This is a genomic window from Vibrio sp. J383, assembly GCF_023503985.1.
Classification (GTDB): domain Bacteria; phylum Pseudomonadota; class Gammaproteobacteria; order Enterobacterales; family Vibrionaceae; genus Vibrio; species Vibrio splendidus.
On sequence record NZ_CP097294.1, the window covers coordinates 1333147 to 1353167 of the forward strand.

Sequence of the window (20021 nt, forward strand, 5' to 3'; positions counted from 1 at the left end):
GGTTAACTGCTCAAATTTCTTACGTAGTTTTATCAACGTATCATTCCAACTCTGTGTTGCCTTGCTCTCTACGAATAAAAGTCGAGCTTACCTCCGACTCAATTGGCAACTCAAATAACGATAAATCGCATGGCCACACCAGTTAAATGCGAAAGCTACGAAGGAGCTGTTTTGAAAGATTTCAATAAGCCATATATATGTGGACTAATTACGCTTGCCTTACTCGGCTGTCAGTCTGAAGACTCGACTCAAGAAGCCGTTTCGGTATTGGTTCCCTACAACATTAATGAATTACCAAAACCGAATGATGGTTATGGGTATGACGACGATGGAACAATATCGGGAGTCGGTGAAGTTGAAGCTTTATCGTCTGATCAAGCTTTGACCTACTATCAAGACTATAACAATACTTACGCAGCTTTGGATGGGTGGGGTGTATGTGCTGAACCTATTTTAATACCTTTAGAAAGTATTGATTCTGATAAACGCTTTCCTTTAGACAATAATACGTTGACTGGTAACGTTGCGTTGATCGATCAAAACGGCATAGAAGTTGATACCCTAATATCCGCTGATGGCGCAAATATTAAAATACAATGTGAATCAGGGTTGGCTCCTGATAGTACTTACTATGTTGTCGTAACGGATGGAGTAAAAACGGAATTCGGAGAATCGTTGCAGGCCGATACTGAGTTTGAAGATTTAATTTCTTCTGAAACTGCACTTATCAGTGATAAAAATATTGAATTACAAGAGCAAGTTTTGAATGCGATTAGTTCGTACTCTGGTAAAGGACTACCAGTATATGCCGCTCAATTTACAACACAGAGTACATATTCAACTCTGGATTGGATGAGAGATAATCACGACCAGTCAGTCTCTTTTTTTGTAAAAGATAGCGAAAAGAAAAAGCATAATTTTAGTTCAGATTACGACCAATATACTAAGACGCTGGAATTGCCTTCTTATTTACCTTTTACAAAAGAAAGAGAGGGCGAATGCATAATTAATGTATTCAACCCTAAAGAATTTTGTCCGCCATTATATGAATGGATACAAACACCTTCCCAAGGATTTCCGACAAGGCAAAGCCTAATTAATGAAGGTCTTGAGACCGTTGAGACGTTGAGTTTGACAGCAGATATATATACCCCTGAAGGGCATGATCTCAACTCAAAATTACCCACAGTGATTTTTGTCCATGGTGTTACTGCGGATAAAAGTGCAGCATCTTTAATGGCCAGCGATTATACAAAAGCCGGCTACGCAGTGGTGGCGATAGATATGCCATATCATGGGGAGCGTATTCGTCATGATGCGCTGCAGGATGATAGCGAAGAAGGCAACATCAGTGCAAAGAAGAATAAAGCTAACTTCATAAATATCGACTCTCCATTAGCACTTCGTTCTAACTTGCAACAAACGGTTTCTGATTTCTTGGGCCTAAGATTTGCTTTAATCGGCCAGCCATGGGTTGATGAGAATAATGTCCATTTAGTTGGGCATTCATTAGGCGGCATCATGTCGGTGATGATCAGTGAGTTTAGCCAAAATGACTCTGATTTTACTTTTAAGACAGTTAACTTTGCGGTTCCAGGGCAAGGATTAACTAACTTAGTTTTATCATCTCAAACACTCGGTCCCGAGATGTCTGATGGTGTAAAAAACTCTCCAGATGTCCAAAGAGGTATTGCCGAGACCTTTATTCCAGAGACCTGCACACCAGAAACATCCAATATAGAGTGCATAACGGCTCTTGAAGACTTTATTGGAATGTCATCGGATAACGCTTTGGTGGTAGAAGAGTTCGCAAATGATGTTTATGCATTAATTGAAACCGATCTAAAGCAAGGCGTACAAACTGCAATCGACAGCGCTGACCCCGCCAGTTTCACGTCTCGTCAAACACAAAGAAAACAGCCTACATTATTGCTTGAAGCGGTGGGAAACTGTGGTGAGACATGTGATGTCGGTGATTACATCCCGGATAGTGTAGTGCCTAATTTGGCTGCGAATAACATTCGAACAGGAACTGAACCACTCATTGAGGCGTTAAGGCTTAACTCAATTATTGATACAGGGCCTGTAGCGGAATCTCGAGGAGTCCTAAGAACGACCACTGGTGGTCATGGAACTTATCTTTTTCCATATGAAGGAACGATGGGTGAAAACGGTTTACCTAGCATCCCTGAAGGTGAAGAGTGGATTGAAGTTTTGGACGCGACAAAAACTCATCAAAAAGCCATTTTTTCCGTAGTTGAATCAAATGGTTCGGATATTGAAATTAAGAATCCTGATCATATCGAAACAGAGGAGCCTCAAGATGAAGAATAAACTCATATTGGGCACCGCAGCTGCTCTCATTCCATGTTTAACAAACGCTGCAGGATTCCAACTTAACGCACAATCAGCAACGGGTTTAGGCCGTGCATTCGCGGGTGATGCTGTTATGGCCGATAGTGCGGCAATTGTGGCTAAGAACAGCGCTGCGATGGCTTACATAAAGCAACCAACACTCTCTGTCGGCGCTATCTATATCGATAGTGGTATTGATGTGTCGAGTGTTAGCTACACGCCAATGATTGGTGATACTGAAATGTTAGATGACCAATCATTAGACGCAGGGACATTAGTTCCGAACATTCATTATGTTCATCCTATCGAGGGTTCGAAGTTCACTCTGGGTGCGACGGTTCATTCAAACTTTGGTACCGACGTCGAATTTGATAACTCGTTCGAAGCGGATGAGTTTGGAGGCAAAACGGCGCTTTCCAGTATAAATGTTGGCTTCGCTGTCGCTTATGAGATCTCTGAAAAGCTCAACTTAGGTGCTGGTATTGATGTTATCTACGGTGAAGGTGAAATTTCGCGTCAAGGTTTACTCGGTGTTGATGCTGATGGATTTGGCTTGGGCGCCAATATTGGTGCTACCTATCAAGTTAATGAGAATAACAAATTTGGTATTTCCTATCGTTACAGCCCTGATATCGAAGTTGAGGGGGATATCTGGATGCTGGGTTCTGGTACGGCAGAAAAAATGAATGTTCCGTTACCAGACACTCTAGAGTTTTCCGGTTGGCACCAGCTCAACGAACAGTGGGCTTTTCACTACAGCCTGCAATGGGTGAATTGGTCTGAATTTGACTCGCTAACATCTGACTCTTATGACGACTCTATTAAAGAGTATCAATGGAAAGATGCAGGACATGTTTCTGTCGGCGGTACATACACCATGTCAAAAGACATCGTTCTACGAGCGGGCTACATGTACGACATTTCCCCGACTGACGAACTCACATCGCTCTCTATTCCTGATGTTAACCGTCACTGGTTAACAGTCGGAGGGACATATAACTTCACGGCTGCCAGTTCTGTGGACATTGGTGTCGGCTTTATCATCGGAGAATCACAAGATATTGACGAAAACCTGACGACGATTCCAGAAACGAGTTCCAATATAACTGCTGATGTGACTGCCGATGCTCTTTTGCTTGGTGTTCAATATCAGCATCGTTTTTAACTTTTACTTTGGAGTTCAGAACGTAAAAATTTAGGAATCATATAAAAATTGCAGGGCTCGACACTGAGTTGAGCCCTTTTCTCATTATTAGCTGTTTTAGCATTATTTAAATAGCTGGAAGCTCATTAAGTAAGAAATAGCTGCTTAGAAAAACGTTTTAATTCAGACGAATTCAACGGTTATGGTTATTAAAAATGAAATTTACAAAGCTTAGCAAAACAATCTGTTTGGCACTGTTTGCCTTACATATCTCTCCATCGTTTGCCCAAGACTCAAACTTGATTCCTGTGACTATCGAAAAAGCGCACAAACAAGCATTCACATCTTCAATCAACGAGGTTGGCAAAATCAGGGCAACGGATTCTGCTGCATTGACATTCAGTGCCTCCGACAAAATTCTCAATATCCATTTCAAAGATGGAGATTCAGTTAAAAAAGGCGAGTCGATCGCTCAACTGGACAATACCAAAGCGAAAGCCGATCTAGACAAAGCAAGAAGCTCTCTAGCGTTAGCAAAGTCGAAATTAAAGCGAGTACAAGAATTACTAAAGAAACAGCCTGACTCTATGTCTCAACAAGATGTTGAAGAACTGGGAGAGCAGGCGAATTTAGCTGCGGCTGATTTCCGTCAGAAAGAAGCGCTAATGAATGACTATTTATTGGTTGCGCCATTTGATGGGCAGCTAACCAACTTTACCCACTCAGTGGGCAGTAAGATTGATGGCGCAACCGCGTTGGTGAGTTTGATTAAACTCGATCCTGTCGAAGTTCAGTATTCCATTGGCCAGTCGGATTTAGGAAACGCAAAGCTTGGGCAGAATGTTTCCATCCAAGTTGATGCTTTTGTCGATGAAGCATTTTCTGGTGTGGTGGATTACATTGCCCCCGCGGTTGATGAGAGTTCAGGTCGCGTAGAAGTACACGCGCACGTGACCAATCCAGATCATCGTTTAGTTCCGGGTATGTTTGCCAAAGTAAGCCAAATGACGAGCGAAGACACGACTCAAATGGTGGTTTCCCAAAATTCCGTTCAAGCAAAAAATGCACAACGTTTTGTATGGATTGTGAATGGCGAAAAAATCGAGCAACGCATTGTTGAATTGGGCGTGAACACTAACGATGGGTATGTCGTTGTAGAAAACGGATTGAAACTGGGTGATCAGGTCGTAGTGACGGGACAACAGAACCTAAAGAAAGCGTCTCTAGTTAAGGTAATGAACCCTAATGCGGAGCAGAAAACGGTTGAGCTAATAACGGAGCCAATAGACAAAGAGGTCACTAAGCAGACCGTTAAGCCCGAGGTAGAAAAGACCGAAACACAGATTGATGAAGCACATCCGGTTGAGCCTTCGGTTGATTGGACGGAAGCAACAAAAGGTGTAGACGAAGCCGTCAACGAAAATAGCGAGGGTGGGGAAACTAATGCAGCTGCTGAGCAATCATCGAGCGAAATCCAAAGCCAGGAAACTCATAGCAAGGAAACTCACAGCAAGGAAATCCAAAGCAAGGAAGCTGTAACAAAGGAGAATCTGAATGAAGCTTCCTGAGATTTGTATCAAGCACCCTGTGTTTGCGTCTGTTCTGAGTATTACTATTGTTTTGCTTGGGATTTTGTCGTTTCAAAAGCTCTCAATCCAATACTTTCCTGAACATAAAACACCGTCGGCGACTGTAACTGCGGCGATCAATGGCGCGAGCGCTGAGTTCATGTCGCGCAATGTGGCAGATAAACTGATCACGGCGGCAACAGGCTTAGACAGCGTGAAAACCATGACGACCGACTGTCAGGAAGGAACGTGTAATCTAAAAATCATCTTTGAAGATGACATTAATGACGTCGAATACACGAGCTTGATGAACAATCTGCGCAGCAGTGTTGAAGCGATTGGTGATTTCCCTCCTAGTATGACGGATAAGCCAACGGTAACGGATGACTCTTCTGATACCAGCATGCCGAGTAACATCATCACGTTTGTGAATACCGGCAAGATGTCTAAGCAAGACATGTATGACTACATTAGCCAGCAAGTCGTGCCCCAGTTTAAGCACATACAAGGTGTGGGTGGGATTTGGGGGCCGTATGGTGGCAGTGAAAAAGCGGTGCGTGTGTGGTTACAACCTGATCGAATGATGGCGCTTAACATGAGTGCGTCAGACGTTGTCGGTACATTAAGCTCATACAACGCGACATTTACCGCGGGTACTATCAAAGGTCAGGTGCGAGATTTCTCCATTAACCCAGTCAACCAAGTGACCAGCGTTGATGATGTGCGAGATTTGGTGGTTCGTGTCGATAACGGCAAGATCATTCGCATTGGCGATATTGCTGAAGTCAAAATGGGTGAGGAGAGCCTTACGCCGAGCATTCTTCGTGTAGATGACAATTTAGCGATGTCGATTCAGGTACTGCCACTGAAAAGTGAAAACCCAGTGACGGTTGCCAATAAGGTTAAGAAGCAAATAGACGTGATTCAACCTCAGTTGCCTGAAGGCATTGAAATGAAGATGGTCTACAACCAAGCTGATTTCATTAAAACCGCAATTGACGAAGGCTTCATGACTTTAGTTGAAGCGATTGTTCTGGTTTCAGCGGTTGTGGTTCTGTTCCTTGGTTCTGTTCGTGTGGCTTCGATTCCGATCATTACCATCCCAGTGTGTGTGATAGGTGTATTTGCCGTTATGCATCTACTTGGGTTTAGTATCAACGTATTGACTATATTAGCCATCATTCTTGCAATTGGTTTAGTTGTCGATGATGCCATTGTTGTGGCTGAAAACTGTTACCGACATATCGAAGAGGGCGAAACCCCTTTTAATGCTGCAATCAAAGGGTGTCGAGAGATCGTTTTTCCTGTGATAGCGATGACGCTCACGTTAGCGGTCGTATATCTACCTATTGGCCTGATGTCGGGCTTAACCGCCGATCTATTTAGACAATTTGCTTTCACGTTAGCTGCTGCAGTGATCATCTCAGGGTTTGTTGCTTTAACGCTCTCGCCCATGATGTGTGCTTACTTAATGAAGCCAGTTACAAAGCCAGCAAAGTGGTACAAAAAAGTTGATGCGAAGCTGAATGTTCTGTCTGACTTGTACACCAAAGAACTGGGCAAATGGTTTGAGCGTAAAACACTGATGAGTAGTATTGCTTTGGTGTTGATTGCTCTGTCCGTTTTGGCGGTTTGGAAAATGCCTCAAGTGCTACTTCCAACCGAAGACACTGGTTTTGTCGAGGTGACTTCAACGCCACCAACAGGGGTAGGTCGTCAGTATCACCTAGACAACAACGAGCAACTTAACAGTGTGTTCAAAGGTGACCGTTCGGTAGAGGCAAACTTGTCTTACATCGAAGGGACTCCGACTAATCACGTTTTATTGAAATCATGGGGCGAACGTGACCAGTCAGCTGATGAACTGGTTAACGAGTTTATCGCCAAAGCGCAAAGTTCGGTCTCTGCTTATGGCATGTCTTTCAAGGTTCGCTCGGCAGATAACTTAAGCATAGCGACCAATATGATCCTTGAGCTGACGACGGTTAACCGTGACACCTCGGTGTTGTCTGAAACCGCAAGTGAGGTCGTTGAGGCGCTTGAGAGTTATGAGGGCGTGACCAACATTAAAAATTCGATGTTACGCGACCAATTACGTTATGACTTGTCGATTGACCGTAATGCGATTGTGTTGTCTGGTGTTGATTACAGTAACGTAACCAACGCGTTATCGACCTTCCTTGGTTCTGTGAAGGCGGCAGATTTGCAAGCCGATGACGGTTATACATACCCCATTCAAGTTCAAGTTAACCGAAAGGATCTCGGCGACTTTAAGGTTCTCGATAAGCTGTATGTGGATTCACAGTCGGGGCAAAGGCTTCCTTTGTCTCAGTTTGTTTCGATCAAACAAGTGACATCAGAATCTAACTTTAAGACATTCATGGGTAAAGACAGCGCTGAAATTACCGCAGATTTGATGCCCGGATACACGGCGAGTGATGTGAAAGCCTACATTGATGATACGGTTCCAAGCTTATTGAAACCGGCGCAGAGCTACGAATTCAATGGAATTGTAAAAGACTTAGTTGATTCAACAGCAGGCGCACAAGTGTTGTTCGTATTAGCGTTGATTTTCATTTTCCTGATCTTGGCGGCGCAGTTTGAAAGCTTTGTCGACCCAATGATCATCTTGCTGACGGTGCCATTGTGTATCGTGGGTGCGATTTTGACGCTGTCGGTATTTGGTCAAAGTCTCAATATTTATTCGAAGATCGGGCTGCTGACATTGGTTGGCCTAGTGACCAAACACGGTATTTTGCTGGTGGAGTTTGCCAACGAGAAACGCAAATCTGGCACGAGTGCGAAAGAAGCGGCGATCAGCAGTGCGCGTTCAAGATTGCGTCCTATCTTGATGACCTCACTGACGATGATCCTCGGTTCATTACCATTGGCATTAGCAGATGGGCCGGGTTCGTTAGGTCGAATCAATATTGGTTTGGTGTTGGTCGGAGGTTTGACAGCCGGAACCTTCTTCTCACTGTTCTTAGTGCCAGTGGCTTACGTTGGTATGGCGAATCTAAAACAGATGGACATACTGACTCGGTTGAGAACGAAATCCGCCTAACTCGCAATATAGGCTGACGAATCAATTGAAGTGAAAACTAAAACGCGCCTACCATTAATCATGGTTGGCGCGTTTTGTATTCTATTCTCTCAATTGCCGTGAAAGGCTAAGAAAGTTTGTTTCATTTAGCATGATACGAAGCGATCTAGAACTGTGCGAAGCTGTCTAGAACAGTACAAAACAGTCTAGAACGGTGCAAAATCGTCATGTACCACGGTTGGTACCGTCCAACGTTGATGCGCATCTACAGGCTCTAGTGCTGAATTGTGGTGTGGTATTTGTCCACGGTCGCCATACAACCACAATACCAAGTTTGAACGTTCACCACTTGTTATCGGCAGCGCCGCATGGGCAACGTTTCCTCGATGAATCATAGCGACACCGGGCGTGAATGTCGTTTCGTTCATCTTACCCGTAGCAGGATCATAAAAGTTAAGTTCTGAGCCTGAAAACTCTTCATCTGGCATATTTACGTTAATGTTGAGCGTGACAGAAGACGCATCAGTATGAAGGCGTAAAGTCGTATCTTTGTTCGCTTGATACTGAATCGAGAACCCAAAAGTTTGTGTATCGTAGCCCATGATTTCTGGGAACAATAAACGAGCGATAGGGCGCATGTAACTATCGAGTAAATCTCGGTAAAACGCTTGGAAACTTGGCGCTGCTAAATAACCTTCAGAACGGCTGTCTAACATCGCTCCACCACGGTTAAGCACTATGCCATATGGTGGGCGCAGCGGAATTTGTGCGTTAGAGACCGCTTCCAAGTAATCACGCAACTCAGCGAGACGTTCAGCATCAAAGAACTGGAACTTAAATACTCCAGGAGAGATCTCTTCGAGCAAGTCTTTTACCGCGATTTCTTTCGTTGGATTTTGCCAAGCTTCTCTGACAGCTTCACGCAGACGGGCATCTAACAGCGAATCATCGAAATCCAATTGGCTGCCTTCCGCACTTGCTTCCCATTCTTTCCAAGCTTCGCTGAACAAGCCCTTATTGTTGTCCCAAAACTGTTGTACAGAAGGAGCTCGTTGAAGCATCGCTTCTCGTGTCGGTAAATCGATGGCGCGTGCGCGCTCTAGTTGATTAGATAACATAATGTGTTCGCTCCTTTTGTTTGCTGACGACCAATCTATTACACCAAGGTTTGTAGATAAACGGGGTGCAGGGCAAAACAGAATTAACGTTTTCTATATAATCAAATAGCGGCTTAGCGGTTCTGCTTAAGTCAATAAGCGGCAGGAATAGTAGTCATGAACAAATTACGGAGTGATGGAGAAGCTTAGACGATCATGCAAATCCTTTTGCATGATCGATGGGGGAAGCGTTATTTAGAAATCGTAGTTTAGATTCATTGAGCTGTAGATTTCGGCGTTACTTTGGTCTGATGCGACAGTAGTGTTGTAGATGTATTCGGTATCAAAAGTTAGCGCCAAATTGCCCATCAAGATGTTCTTTAGATAGCCTTTGAGGTTGTAATTGGTGTTCTCTTCACCGTAAGCCATGTTAGCCGTTGCTCCCATAGAAAACGTCTCTGTGAGCGTCAGAGAGCCATCAATATTGGCATTGACGATCAGTTCATAGTTCTCTTTGTTTGGAAACTCTTCATCAGAAGACTGTCGCTTACTGATTCGGTAACCCGGACCGGCAGATCCTTGGAGTTTGATTCTTTCAGTATCATAAAAGTGGCGACCCAGTCCTGTAGCTGTTATGAATTGCTTACGATAAGTACCAAAGTGGTCGTGTTCAAGACGTGTTGTGGCGACCAAATAGGTGACTTCGTTCAGGTCATAGCTAATGCCATAGTTTGTGGTATAGCGATTAGTACCATCTTCGTCGTTTTCAGCATCGGTATAGTAGGTATCAAACTGGACTCGTTGCCCCCAGTTCTCTTTTTTGTATCCAACAGAGATTCCAGAGTTGATCGACAAAGATGAGCTGGTGTTTTGCGAGTAGATAAACCCAAGCTTAGTCAGGGTTGTAAAAGGAGATTCTTCAGCTTCTTCTTTTAACTCAGAACCTTCGCTTAATACGACGTCGCCTTCGAGTACCATTTCATCAATTTCTTCGGCAAATACGGGCATAGAGATAGCGATTAGAACCATAGGTAGCTTTGCAAGGGAACGTGTGTATGGAACTGTGCTTGTTAATGGGCACGTTGTTTGTGAGATAGTGTGTGTTGACATAATGGTTTGGTTTATAAAGTAATTTAACACGACGAACGTAAGGTTAGTCGTGAATGGTAGTCAATGATTGAATCGAAAATTGGATTGATTTAAGACGCGATAGGCAAAGGCGAGAAGATGGTTTTAATCGCAGAAAACCCGTTGCCTCTATGAGGGTTGAAGTCTTCAATGTGAACGAAGAATTCAAGTATCTCAGAGGGTTTATCATCTTCGATTAATAGGAACTCGAGTAATCCCTGTTCGATATGGCATGAAACAATAGTCTCACTCGAATAGTCAGCTAGAACCTGTTCAACATTGATTAAGACGCTGGTCTCAGGCAAGACGTTGAAAGCATCTTGCGCGCATTTAAGAATACAGCTACACACATACTCACGATATAAGGTGTTACTTTCAGAAAGAGGCATCGTTTCAAGCTTCACTTCGCCTTGGCACAATACCTTTTTTTCTTTTGGGATCACGTTGTGCTTATTAACCTGAATATTGACTTCTAACAGGTGCCCATTCTTATAGGTATTAAAGTTATGGTTTATCAGTTTGGTGTCGACTACAGCGGCGTTTATAGGGTTCTGTTGCGCTTCTGAAAGGGCAGAAAGCTTGGCGCCACTGTCGTTGTTTAAAATGCCTTTCGACAACTGATTATCTTTGGCCCAGTAGCTGTAGTGTTGAACCCAACTTACAAACTCAGTTTTGTATTGTTCGATGTCTTTCTCTGCTGCTCGCTCGACATTGTTTGTGAGGGTGTGAAACTTAGATTTGTTACCCAACAGTATATCGAGCCAGTATGGCTCGTATTCATCAAGCGCTTCCATGGCTTTGACTTTATGATCGAAGCGAACCGTTGGCATTGCAGGCGCAGGTTCCATGGCAATCGACTCCCAATTTACTTTTGGTGTCGGAATGGTATGGACGGATTGGATTAAGTGCAGGTGCTGATTGAATAAGCTCACTTCGCTTACCGCGCCTTCAAGTTGTTTGGTATTCATTTACATTCCTGTCGACTGTTGTTCTTGTCATTTGGCGCTTAGTTTATGTTCAAAGTGCGCGAACAGTATTTAAATGAACGTGAATGATCTTTCGTGAGGTTGCTTGATATTGGTTTAGGAATATTTTGGGGAGAAAGCTAGGTTTTTGATTGAAATAACAGCATAGAAACACAGAGAACAGGCGCTCTCTGTGTTGGTCATATTGCGACTATAGAAACTCGCTGATGAGTATTATCTCTGGCGTCTTGCGACCAACGTAAATCGGTAATCGTTAGACGTGAAGTAGTTACGGCTGTATTCAAACACCGTGTTATTGGCGAGGTAACCGCGAGTACGTTTTTCAATGATAGGCTGAGCTGGGTCAATACCTAGCTGTTTCGCAACATCTTCAGGCGGAAGAATCGGCACCAGTTCTTGCTCACTTCTATCAATTACCATGCCTTTGGTGTTCTCAATAAAGTCGTACTTTGATGTCTGCATCACTTGATAGGTGAGATCTGGGAATAGGGCAACAGGTAACCAAGTTTCTTCAACCGTGATTGGATTGTTGTCTATGAAACGAACACGCTTTACGTAGAAAACCAATTCGCCTTCTTTGATATCTAAATGCTCAGACATCGCCAAAGAACACGGCTTCATTTCAAAGGCCAGAACGTTACTATGTGTAACCACATCCAAATGCGCCCATTTTTCTTGAAAGCTCGACTGTTTGTAGATGTCGTAATTGATCTTGTTCTCTTTGACGTAAGTGCCGCTGCCTTGAACGCTTTCAAGCTCATCGTTTTCGATCAGTAGTTTCAACGCTTGCCTAACCGTCACACGGCTTACCGAGAATACTTCACGCAATTGCGCTTCTGTTGGGAGTGCTTCTCCAACTTTATATTCTCCAGAACTGATCTTTTCTCTTATTGCATCTGCGATTTGGCGATACATAGGGAGTCTTACCATTTTTGCCTCATTTGTGCGCTAGAACAACTAGACTTTGATTAACAACCTGTACCTTAAATACGTAAATTTGCTCTATATAAGCCTTGCTTTAAAGGTTAGTGTGAGCGTCGTATCGGCGTTTTGTAGTACATATAATACAAATTAAACGATACATAACAAGCTTTCTTAAAGGATTTGCCAATACGATTTAAATACAAATTAAATACAAATATGTATTGGTGAGATCGTGATCACGGATTAAATGTCTTGAAGTTGTATTATTCTTCTTGTCGACAGGGACGACTGTCGTACTAATCCGTGACTATGGGACAAAGGTTATGAAACTTACTACTCTAACGAATAAGTCGCTCGTAAATCTGCAAACTACGTTTAGCAGTCGAGAAGAAGCGATTTACGCACTTGCTGACCAACTGGATCAGCAAGGCAAACTGCATAACAAGCAAGAGTATCTTGATGCAGTATTTGCTCGTGAAGAGCAAGGCCCGACAGCGCTTGGCGAAGGCCTAGCAGTACCGCATGGCAAGACTGACGCGGTTAAAGAAGCTGGCTTCGCTGTAGCAACGCTTAAAGAAGACATGAAATGGAAAGGCTTGGATGAAGACGAAGATGTCAATCTTATCTTCCTAATTGCGATTCCAAATGCAGAAGCGGGTTCTACCCACATGCATCTGCTTACCGCACTGACAACTACATTGGTTGACGACGATGTTCGCGAAGCGGTATTAAAAGCGACAACCGCTGAAGAAATCTTTGCGCTTCTTGATGGCGACAATCAACAAGAAGAAAAACAAGACAACTTAGATACAAATGCACCGACAATTGTATGTGTTACTGCTTGCCCTGCTGGCATTGCTCATACCTATATGGCGGCAGAATATCTTGAAAAGGCGGGCAAAAAGCTTGGCTACAAGGTTCATGTTGAAAAGCAGGGCGCAAACGGTATTGAAGATCGCTTAACGGCTGAGCAATTAAACAATGCTGTGGCGTGTGTTTTTGCTGCTGAAGTGGCGATTAAAGAATCTGAGCGCTTTAACGGCATTCCTCGTATTGAAACGCCAGTCGCAGAACCGATTAAACACGGTGAGCGCATTTTAAACGAAGCGATCGAAGAGTCGAAAAAAGGCAACGGTGCAGAGCGTAAAGTAGCTACTGATGATAAACCAAAGAAACTGCCACTGAAAACTGAGCTCAAACAAGCACTGCTTTCTGGTATTTCTTACGCGGTTCCTCTTATCGTTGCTGGTGGTACTGTTCTTGCGGTTGCTGTTCTTATCGCGCAAATTTTTGACCTGCAAGAGCTCTACGCAACAAAAGATTCTTGGCTATGGATGTATCGCAAACTAGGTGGCGGCCTACTGGGTACATTGATGGTGCCAGTATTGGCGGCTTACACAGCTTACTCATTAGCAGACAAACCCGCACTTGGTCCTGGTTTTGCCGCAGGTATTGCAGCAAACATCATTGGCTCTGGTTTCCTAGGCGGTGTTATTGGTGGTTTGATTGCTGGTTACGTGATGCGTTGGGTAAAAGAGCATGTTCGCTTAGGCCCTGCGTTTAACGGCTTCCTTACTTTCTACCTTTATCCGGTGATCGGTACTTTGGTGGCAGGTAGCTTGATGCTATTTGTTATCGGTAAACCTGTAGCGTTCCTAAACCAAGGTCTTACGGACTGGTTGAACGGTATGTCAGGCACCAATGCGCTGTTATTGGGTGCGATTCTTGGTCTGTTTGTATCATTCGACTTGGGTGGGCCGGTAAACAAAGCCGCTTACGCATTCTGTTTAGGTGCAATGGCGAACGGTGTTTATGGCCCATACGCAATCTTTGGTTCAGTAAAAATGGTATCAGCGTTCACCGTAACGGCTTCAACCATGATTGCTCCACGCCTATTTAAAGACTTTGAGATTGAAACCGGTAAATCTACATGGCTACTTGGCCTAGCGGGTATTACCGAAGGTGCAATCCCAATGGCGATTGAAGATCCAATCCGTGTAATCGGCTCATTCTTACTAGGATCAGTGGTTACAGGTGCGATGGTTGGCGCGGCAGGTATTGGTCTATCGACTCCGGGCGCAGGTATCTTCTCTATCTTCTTGTTACACGATTCAGGTTTGGGCGCATTCTCTGCTGCTGCAATCTGGTTCGGTGCTGCGATTGTCGGCACAGTGATTTCAACTGTTACTCTTCTGATGTGGCGTGGTCATGCTGTAAAAAAGGGTAAGTTTGAAGCAAGTACTGCAACACAGAACTAACTAAATTTTGAGCTAACTTCTAACTCGCAATTAAAACACCATATAAAAAATAACGAACAACTTGGCTGTCCTAAATACCTGTGCTCCTAACGGTTTAATTCACACAGATTCTGGGCGTGGTTTTCTGCACCCTAAATTTAGTGGCAGCCAATTTTAACCCCTTGAAAAACGTTAATTTAGTCGTATTTGAGTTCGAATTTTAGATTTACTCGAAGCGACACATTTAGGTAAATGATTATGACTACATCACGCGTACATATTACTCCACACATGCACTGGGATCGTGAATGGTATTTCACAACAGAAGAGTCTCGCATTCTTCTTGTGAACAACATGGAAGAAATCATGAACCGTCTGGAGAGTGATCCAGAATACAAATACTACGTTCTAGATGGTCAAACCGCTGTTCTAGAAGACTACTTTGCGATCAAACCAGAGAACACAGAACGCGTAAAAGCATTGGTTGAAGCGGGCAAGCTTATTATTGGCCCTTGGTATTCTCAAACCGACACAATGCAAGTTTCTGGTGAGTCGATTGTGCGTAACATGATGTATGGCATTCGTGACTGTATGAAATTTGGCGACGCAATGAAGATTGGTTACCTACCAGATTCATTCAGCATGAGTTCTCAACTGCCGATGATCTATAACGGTTTCGACATCACGCGTGCAATGTTTTGGCGTGGTTGTTCAGAGCGTCATGGCACCAACAAAACAGAATTCTTATGGCAGTCTAATGACGGCAGTGAAGTTACGGCACAAGTGCTTCCGCTAGGTTACGCAATTGGCAAATACCTTCCACAAGACGAAGAAGGCTTGCGTGCTCGTTTAGATAAGTACTTCCCAGTGCTAGAAAAGCCATCGGTAACGAAAGACATTTTGCTGCCGAATGGCCATGACCAAATGCCGATTCAAAAAGACATCTTTGAAGTAATGGACAAACTTCGCGAAATCTACCCAGATCGCGAATTCTCAATGAGCCGCTTTGAAGAAGTATTCGAAAAAGTAGAAGCGGCACGCGACCAACTCGATACAATCAAAGGTGAATTCAACGACGGAAAATACATGCGTGTTCACCGTACGATTTCTTCTACGCGTATGGACATCAAACTGATCCATGCAGAAATCGAAAACAAGATTGTAAATATCTTAGAACCGCTAGCATCTATCGCTTGGACATTAGGCTTTGAATACCACCACGGTTTGATTGAGAAAATGTGGAAAGAGAGCATGAAGAACCACGCTCATGACTCGATTGGCTGCTGCTGTTCTGACAAGGTTCACGCTGAGATCCTTAACCGTTACATCCTTGCGGACGACATGGCGACCAACCTGATTCATTTCTACAAGCGTAAGATTGTTGACCACATGCCAGATCGCGAAGGTTGCGACAAGTTGGCGATGTTTAACTTTTCTCCATACGAGCGTGAAGAAGTGGTGAACACAACCATTACTATCCGTGCTCAAGAATTCTCAATCTTTGATGAAAACGAAAATCCAGTTGAGTACTTCATCCAAGACAAGCGCCAAATTGACCCGGGTAAAGTAGACCGCCAAATCGTTCACTACGGTAACTACGACCCGTTCATGGAGTTTGATATTCAAATCAAACGTAGTGTTCCAGCAATGGGCTTCACCACGTTACACATCCAAGGTAACGAGAAGGGCGCTGTAAAAGTTGCCGAGCAAAAGGACTACCTATTAGAAAACGAATACTACCGAATCAATGTAAACGACAACGGTACTCTGACTATTTTCGATAAAGAGACAGAGCAAGTATTCGACCAAGTCCTTCGTTTAGAAGACGGCTCTGATGACGGCGATGAATACGACTACTCTCCATCTCGTCAAGAATGGTTACTGTACTCAGATGAATTCCCGGTAGAAACATCAATTGCCCACCAAGGCTTCCAATCGGTAGCGAACATCGCTTTCCGAATGAACGTACCTGCAAACCTTGCAGAGCGTGAAGAACGCACGGGTCAAAACGGATTCGTTGAAGCGCAATGCCAAGTGGTATTGAAGCAAGGTTCTCGCCGCATCGAAGTACGCATGGAGCTAGACAACCAAGCCGACGACCACCGTGTACGTGTGCTAGTACCAACGCCATTCGTTTCTGAAACTGTGGTTGCAGATAACCAGTTCGGTTGTATTACTCGACCAACCAATGACCCTGCTATGGCGGTTTGGGAAGAAGAAAAGTGGAAAGAAGCACCAGTTCCTGTGTATCAGTTAATGAACTTTGCAGCGTTAGAAAACGGCAAAGCGGGTATGGCGATCATGTCGAATGGTCTGCGTGAATTTGAAGTGATTGCATCCCAAGGTGGCGAGAATAGAGATACCTTCGCACTGACACTATTCCGCGGTATTGGCGTATTAGGCAAAGAAGAGCTATTGCTTCGTCCGGGCCGTCCATCAGGCATCAAAATCCCGACACCAGATTCACAAGTGCGCGGCAAGTTAGTGTGTGAATTCACGCTGTGTGGCTTCTCTGGCAACCATATTGACGCGAACGTCATGGCGCAAGCACGTGACAATGTCACTCAAATCGAATGCTACAACAAGATCCCTTACAACGCGATGAAGCTGAATGTGGGTGAGCAAAACCTACCGATGAGTTTTAGCCTTCTGTCTAAGCAACAATCAGGCGCTGTGCTGAGTGTGCTGAAGAAAGCGGAAGATGAAGATGCGTTGATACTGCGTGTCTACAACCCGGCAGAAACAGGTTCAGTGTCAGATTCAATCTCCTTCACTCAAACCGTTTCAAGTTGGAAAGAGACAAGCATGGACGAGCGAGTACGCGAAGGTGATGTAGTATCTGAAGACTTCGGCCACTTGGCATCTTGCCAAGCAAAAACATTCCAAATTAAATTCTAATTTTAATCACCCGCTCACCTTGGTGGGCGGGAATGGTGAACGACAATGAAAATTGTAATTGCCCCTGATTCATTTAAAGAATCACTCGACGCTCATCAAGTTGCGTCTTGTATTGAGCTTGGGTTTGCTGACGTTTTCCCTCACGCAGAGTTTGTGAAAATGCCACTCGCCGATGGCGGAGAAGGCACGGTAGACGTGTTGCTAGACGCGCTTAATGGTAAGAAACAACGGCTGCAAACGACGGATCCAATCGGACGTGAATGTACGGCTTATTGGGCTTCACTTGAGCAACAGGTTGATGGTAAAAGCGTAAACACTGCCTTGGTGGAGTTTGCCCAAGCATCGGGTTTAGATCGATTAACCGTAGAAGAAAGATCACCTCTAACAGCATCGTCTTACGGCACAGGGGTGCTGATCAAAGATGCGCTAGATAAAGGCGTGGAACAGATCATCATTGGTCTGGGCGGTAGTGCCACCAATGACGCAGGTGCTGGCATCTTACAAGCCTTGGGAGGCAAGTTACTAGACAAGCAAGGCAATGAGTTATCTGGTGGCGGCGCCGAATTAAGTCAGCTAGCCAGCATCGATCTTGATGGACTGCACCCTAGATGCAAAGAAGTGATGTTCGTGGTCGCATGTGATGTGAATAATCCACTGTGTGGCGAAAGCGGAGCCAGTGCCGTGTTTGGTCCACAGAAGGGAGCATCAAAAGCTCAAGTTGAACAACTTGATATTGCGATCGGTCACTTTGCCGATATCGCACAAGCACATACGGGTACTAATCATCGCGACACCGCTGGTTTTGGTGCTGCTGGTGGCACACCTCTGGGGTTAAGTCTTGCATTCAATATCCAAATTAAAGCGGGTATTGAGATGGTATTAGATGCCTTGGATGCAGATAAGGTTCTTGAAGGTGCTTCACTGGTCGTGACTGGAGAGGGGCAGATGGACAACCAAACCCTGCAAGGTAAAACACCTTTCGGTATCGCTCAGCGAGCTCAAAAGCTGAATATTCCAACGATAGGAATTGCGGGCTCTTTGGGGCAAGACGTTGAAAAGCTTTACGGTTCAATGTCTAGCTTATTTGGAACTGTACGTTCACCTCAGTCTTTAGACCAAGTTTTATTAGAAGCGAATCAAAACCTGACTCGTACTGCCCGTAATATCGCCGCCACGCTCAAGCTTGGCAGCCAGATTTTTAATGAGAAGTAATTATGTCTCTATTTAAACTCGACAACGTTATTCAAAACTACGCATGGGGAAGCAAAGACTCCATTAACCAACTGTTTGGTATTGTGAACCCAAACCAAGAACCTCAAGCAGAAATTTGGATGGGTGCTCATCCTAATGGTTGCTCCAAAGTAGGCGATACTGGTGAGCCGCTTTCTCACATGATTGATGAAAATAGGATCGATGTCTTAGGTGGGTACACTGCGGCACGTTTCGGTGAGCTACCTTTCTTATTTAAGGTGTTAGCAGCTGAAACACCGTTGTCGATTCAGGTTCATCCGAATAAGCGTAAATCTGAATTAGGTTTTGAGCGAGAGAATGCACTTGGTATCCCTTTGAGTGCGTCAAATCGTAATTACAAAGATCCAAACCACAAGCCTGAGTTGGTTTATGCGTTGACCTTCTACAAAGCGATGAATGGCTTTCGTCCAATCGACGATATTATTGCCTTGTTCGAAGAAGCAGATATTCCTTCGTTAGCGATTGAGCTTAATGTACTTAAAGCCAATGCCGACAGTGATTCTCTGAAGTCTTTCTTTAGCGCAATTATGTCTCTTGAAGGTGACCGCAAAGCGTCTGCGCTTAATCAGCTTTATGCTGCACATGCGCGACCAGCTAAAACGGTCATGGGGCGCGAAGCTCTGCAATACAGCATTGAATTCAAACAGCACTATCCGGGTGATATTGGTTTGTTTGCACCATTGATGCTCAACACGGTTGAACTGGCGCCCGGTGAAGCGATGTTCCTGTTCGCAGAAACACCTCACGCTTATGTTCAAGGCACAGGTTTGGAGATTATGGCAAACTCAGACAATGTGCTGCGCGCCGGTCTTACACCCAAATACATAGACGTTCCTGAGCTTATCGATAACACGATCTTTGAGCCGATTAAGCCAGAAGATATTCGCCTTAAGCCTGTATTGAAAGAGGGCAAGATGAGCTATCCGATTCCAGTGGATGACTTTGGCTTTGATATCTTGTCTGCGACTGATGAGAGCAAGTCACAGTATCTACGTAGCGCGGAGATCTTGTTCTGTGTGGAAGGAGAGGCGACCGTCACCTCAGAAGGTCGGACAGTTTCTCTTAAGCCTGGAGAATCAGTCTTTGTAAGTAGTAATTCAAGTGTTTACCAATATCAAGGGAATGGCATTTTGGCTCGTGCTTTTAACTAGTGCCCCCGTGCTAGCGATCAGCAAAAGAAATGTCAGAGTGCCACTGTAAAGTGGTACTCAATATTGGATTGATGGTTGTTATACCAATCACAGTAAGTAAGTGATTAGAAATAGCGCAGGAAAAAGACTTGAGAACAAGGCAGAATTTTTCGATAAGTAGTTATTCTACAATCAAAAATTCTAACGCAGTTATCGAGTTTTTGAACCAGCTAGGCTGACAGTTATTTACTACGATTGGT

At 44.3% G+C, this 20021-nt stretch carries 12 protein-coding genes; 8 read left to right on the plus strand and 4 right to left on the minus strand.

The genetic code is table 11. The annotated features are described in order from the left end of the window. Positions 1 to 129: 129 nt before the first annotated feature. From M4S28_RS22420 to M4S28_RS22435, 4 genes are all read left to right on the plus strand, one after another. Positions 130 to 2334 carry an alpha/beta fold hydrolase gene (locus M4S28_RS22420; RefSeq protein WP_249632914.1) on the plus strand — a complete coding sequence of 735 codons (2205 nt, stop codon included), beginning with the start codon at positions 130 to 132 and terminating at the stop codon, positions 2332 to 2334. Beyond that, positions 2324 to 3520: an outer membrane protein transport protein gene (locus M4S28_RS22425; protein WP_249632915.1), complete on the plus strand. Its 1197-nt coding sequence runs from the start codon at positions 2324 to 2326 to the stop codon at positions 3518 to 3520. The genes M4S28_RS22420 and M4S28_RS22425 overlap by 11 nt, the downstream gene beginning before the upstream one ends. Before the next feature lie 194 nt (positions 3521 to 3714). Beyond that, positions 3715 to 5067 (plus strand): efflux RND transporter periplasmic adaptor subunit, encoded by a 1353-nt coding sequence (locus M4S28_RS22430; protein ID WP_249632916.1) that lies wholly within the window; start codon positions 3715 to 3717, stop codon positions 5065 to 5067. Continuing rightward, positions 5054 to 8131 carry an efflux RND transporter permease subunit gene (locus M4S28_RS22435; protein WP_249632917.1) on the plus strand — a complete coding sequence of 1026 codons (3078 nt, stop codon included), beginning with the start codon at positions 5054 to 5056 and terminating at the stop codon, positions 8129 to 8131. Before M4S28_RS22430 ends, M4S28_RS22435 begins: the two co-directional genes overlap by 14 nt. Positions 8132 to 8316: 185 nt before the next feature. On the opposite strand, the gene M4S28_RS22440 is transcribed toward M4S28_RS22435, so the two are convergent. The 4 genes from M4S28_RS22440 to M4S28_RS22455 form a co-directional block, all read right to left on the minus strand. After that, entirely contained in the window at positions 8317 to 9228 is a 912-nt protein-coding gene (locus M4S28_RS22440) for a 2OG-Fe(II) oxygenase family protein (RefSeq protein ID WP_249632918.1), read from the minus strand. A gap of 234 nt (positions 9229 to 9462) precedes the next feature. Then, positions 9463 to 10215 (minus strand): DUF481 domain-containing protein, encoded by a 753-nt coding sequence (locus M4S28_RS22445; RefSeq protein ID WP_249633761.1) that lies wholly within the window; start codon positions 10213 to 10215, stop codon positions 9463 to 9465. A 191-nt stretch (positions 10216 to 10406) separates the two neighbouring features. Beyond that, on the minus strand, positions 10407 to 11303 hold the full coding sequence (locus M4S28_RS22450) for a hypothetical protein (protein ID WP_249632919.1): 897 nt from the start codon (positions 11301 to 11303) through the stop codon (positions 10407 to 10409). Between the two features lie 231 nt (positions 11304 to 11534). Continuing rightward, a complete protein-coding gene (locus M4S28_RS22455; protein WP_249632920.1) occupies positions 11535 to 12251 on the minus strand; it encodes a GntR family transcriptional regulator in 717 nt (238 codons plus the stop codon). Between the two features lie 317 nt (positions 12252 to 12568). Between M4S28_RS22455 and mngA the strand changes: the two genes are divergently transcribed. From mngA to manA, 4 genes are all read left to right on the plus strand, one after another. Further along, positions 12569 to 14503, plus strand: a complete 1935-nt coding sequence (gene mngA, locus M4S28_RS22460; protein WP_249632921.1) for a PTS 2-O-a-mannosyl-D-glycerate transporter subunit IIABC — start codon at positions 12569 to 12571, stop codon at positions 14501 to 14503. A 237-nt stretch (positions 14504 to 14740) separates the two neighbouring features. Next, the gene (mngB, locus tag M4S28_RS22465) at positions 14741 to 17380 is read left to right on the plus strand and encodes a mannosylglycerate hydrolase (protein WP_249632922.1); all 2640 of its coding nucleotides are present in this window, start codon (positions 14741 to 14743) and stop codon (positions 17378 to 17380) included. A gap of 45 nt (positions 17381 to 17425) precedes the next feature. Then, positions 17426 to 18592 carry a glycerate kinase gene (locus M4S28_RS22470; RefSeq protein WP_249632923.1) on the plus strand — a complete coding sequence of 389 codons (1167 nt, stop codon included), beginning with the start codon at positions 17426 to 17428 and terminating at the stop codon, positions 18590 to 18592. A gap of 2 nt (positions 18593 to 18594) precedes the next feature. Continuing rightward, complete coding sequence (gene manA, locus M4S28_RS22475) at positions 18595 to 19782, plus strand: mannose-6-phosphate isomerase, class I (RefSeq protein WP_249632924.1); 1188 nt, start codon at positions 18595 to 18597, stop codon at positions 19780 to 19782. Positions 19783 to 20021: the final 239 nt, after the last annotated feature.